This is a genomic window from Coriobacteriia bacterium (genome assembly GCA_034370385.1).
In the GTDB taxonomy this organism is placed as follows: domain Bacteria; phylum Actinomycetota; class Coriobacteriia; order Anaerosomatales; family PHET01; genus JAXMKZ01.
In genome coordinates, this window is the sequence record JAXMKZ010000060.1 from 1 (window position 1) to 2817 (window position 2817).

Here is a 2817-nt window from a genome sequence, read left to right on the forward strand (position 1 = left end):
CTGCGATGCCATCGCCGCCAAGCTCAACTCACGGCCGCGGAAGCGGCTCGGATACCGGACCCCGGAGGAATGCTATGCACAATCGTAGGAAGGCCCTCAGAAAGGCTCAGTGTTGCGATTCAAACTTGAAGTCAGGCGCCGAACATTACGGCGGAGTGACGTCCTGTGAACCTCAGCGGAACGCAGCTGCTGCGCTGTTCGCGCTCGCGGTAAGTTGAACCCGAGGGCTTCTGCTGAGGAGGGTCGCCATGACGCTGGAGACACCGACGACGACATTGCGAGTGGTGTTGGTGGGCGTAGCCATTGCGGCCGCCGCCACGCTGATCCTTGGCGCTGACAACGCCACACCACAGGATCAGGAATCGGCTGCGGCGATGATGGAGTCAAGAGACGCTACGTCGAAGCCGTGGCCGATGAACGCTAGGGGCGAGACGTTCGGAATCACGATCGAGAATCAGGAAGCTGACTTAGTGAGGGTGGTGGCGACTAACAACCGCATCGGCTACTCGCTCGCCACCGAGTTGAGTGGCCCGGTACCGAGTTCGCCTGAAGAAGCGCTGCGATGGCAGGCGGAACAGGGCGGCAGAAGTCGATTCGTGCCTGTCTACGAAGCAGATGGTGTGACGCAGATCGGCGTCTTTGAGATCGGCGGCGGCACCCAAGTCTTGGAGCCGGCTCCGTAGGCGCCAGACGTGCGTCTAACGTCTTTGCGCGTAACCTGCGACGCGCCCTTACGCGCTTCGAATCGAGTCTACCTCACGAGGCGCGGAGTCAGGTTGACGCGCGGGTTAGACAACCAGTTCGCTGGTCAGCGACGGGAACCGCCTCTCGATTTCAGACACTACCAGCCGCGCCTCAGCCTCCGTTGTGAACTGGCCAAACCGGTACGACTCCTGCCCGTAGTCGAGCGCAATCACACCACCCTTCTTGCCGAACATGTCGCCGTAGGCCTTGAGGATGTCGCCACCAGGCGGAGGGGGCTCGACCCGAAGATTGCGCACGTGGTCGAAGTGCAGCTGCGTCCCCGACGTGTGCCCCCCCAAGTAACGGAAGCGCCGTTGCGCCAACTGGCGCTCCGGGACTATCTCGATCATCTCGGAAAGCGTGAGGTAACTTCCGTACGCCAGACCCATGATTCCCGCCAAGAGCACCGAGAACCCGATGCCGACAACGAGGGACCACGCAGAGCCCAGCGCCCCGGCCAACCCGATGCCCGCTAGCGGGCCGATGAACAAGATCGGTACCTGAAGAAGCCACATCGGAGCGGGGATCGTGCGGAAGTTGTATGGCATGCGCACGGCGAGACTTCCGGGTGTCTCGTCGAGCCGGTAACGCGGACGTGCCGGCTTCACCTTCACTGGGCGACACCCCCGATCGCCTCGACGAGGTTTCGTGCATCAGACTCGGCCAGGCCGACGCCGAACCGATAGGTCATTGCGCCGTAGTCGAACGCCACCGAGCAGCCAAGGATCGACGACCATAGATTCCACGGACGCATGTAGGGCGTGGGCGAGTAACGTATCCGGGCCACGTGCTCGGTCGCATACTCCCTCGTGACGATCGGGACTCCGAGCAATCTGCGCTGTAGCACCAGCGATCGAGGCGTGAGAACGACCCGTTCAGAGCCAGCCAATGCCCACAGCAGCATATACGCGCCCATTCCCGCGAAACCGAGCATCCCCACGGGGAAGCCGAAGAGTATGAGCGACATGTCCGCGGCATCCGAGCCCACGGCATAGGAGAGGCCCACGAGCGCGGCGATCGGCAGTAGCGTCGCCAGCCATCCACCGAAGAGAACCGAGCCCCAGACGGCAGCAGGTTTGCGGTTCCCTGCAGGCACGATTGCGCTGACTGTGTCCCCCGAACGCTCAATCACGGTGTCTCCGCCTCATCCAAAGCGACTGGTTTGTCTAACGTCGGGCGCTTCAGCCGCGCCCCCTGACTGACATGGTAGCCGAGGACTTGCGAAGTCGGCTGGAAGCGCTTGTTAGGCGGTACCACGCAGCAGGTAGTTCACCCTGAACCGGCGCACTGGCGGATCCTCATCGTCAACGTAGTCTTCGAACTCGACGACGGTGAGACCGGTGTCTTCGAAGACCGAGAACTCCTGTCTGGTGAGCGGCCACGGCATTGCACCCTCCGGCTCCGATGAATCCCGGCCTCGAGCGATCACGAGAAGCGTTCCGCCCGGCGCTACGAAGCTCGCCACGCGTCGCATGGCGTCGGGGCGTAACCTTGGCGTCAGGACCTGCAGCGTGTAGGACTCGACCACAAGGTCGAATCGCCCCGTCCAGTCTCCCGGCGGCTGCAGGAGGTCCGCCTCGACGTAGCGCACCGATGAGTCCGGGAACCGACGACGGCACCACGAAATGGCCGTGGATGAGATGTCGAAGGCGGTGGTCTCAAATCCCCGTCGCGACAACTCCTCCGCGTCATCGCCCAACCCGCATCCCACCTTGAGCGCTGCGCAGCCCGATCCGACCATGCCGTGCGAGTCAAGCCAACTGACGAGATTCGGATTGGGCTCGAGGTCCACCCAAGGGATGATCGAGGAGTCATCGCCAGCCGAGGCGTACAGGATTTCGAACCAGCCGAGCGGATCGCCATCAGCGACGTGCCGACTTGCGAGCTCTCTGGCTACTGCCCTGTTCTCACCATTCACCGACTCATCCGCCTAACGTTGTTGCGCTTCAGCCGCGAACGAGCGGCTCCCGTCAGCCTAGCGCGTGCGTGAGTCGGCTGGAAGCGCTTGTTGGGCGGCTATGCCCGCATCGGCTGTCGGCAGACCACACACAACCAAGGATGGGCGTCCGGGTC

Annotated in this window: 4 protein-coding genes; 1 reads left to right on the forward strand and 3 read right to left on the reverse strand. The window is 63.0% G+C overall.

What is annotated here, in order from left to right:
• Positions 1 to 248 precede the first annotated feature (248 nt).
• Positions 249 to 683, forward strand: coding sequence for a hypothetical protein (locus U1E26_12695; GenBank protein ID MDZ4170490.1), 435 nt, complete (start codon positions 249 to 251; stop codon positions 681 to 683).
• A gap of 105 nt (positions 684 to 788) precedes the next feature.
• On the opposite strand, the gene U1E26_12700 is transcribed toward U1E26_12695, so the two are convergent.
• From U1E26_12700 to U1E26_12710, 3 genes are all read right to left on the reverse strand, one after another.
• Positions 789 to 1358, reverse strand: coding sequence for a hypothetical protein (locus U1E26_12700; GenBank protein ID MDZ4170491.1), 570 nt, complete (start codon positions 1356 to 1358; stop codon positions 789 to 791).
• Positions 1355 to 1876 carry a hypothetical protein gene (locus U1E26_12705; protein MDZ4170492.1) on the reverse strand — a complete coding sequence of 174 codons (522 nt, stop codon included), beginning with the start codon at positions 1874 to 1876 and terminating at the stop codon, positions 1355 to 1357. The genes U1E26_12700 and U1E26_12705 overlap by 4 nt, the downstream gene beginning before the upstream one ends.
• Before the next feature lie 111 nt (positions 1877 to 1987).
• The gene (locus tag U1E26_12710) at positions 1988 to 2662 is read right to left on the reverse strand and encodes a class I SAM-dependent methyltransferase (GenBank protein ID MDZ4170493.1); all 675 of its coding nucleotides are present in this window, start codon (positions 2660 to 2662) and stop codon (positions 1988 to 1990) included.
• Positions 2663 to 2817 lie beyond the last annotated feature (155 nt).

Coding starts and splice junctions, on each gene's coding strand:
- U1E26_12695 (MDZ4170490.1), top strand. CDS start 249: ATGACGCTGGAGACACCGACGACGACATTGCGAGTGGTGTTGGTGGGC.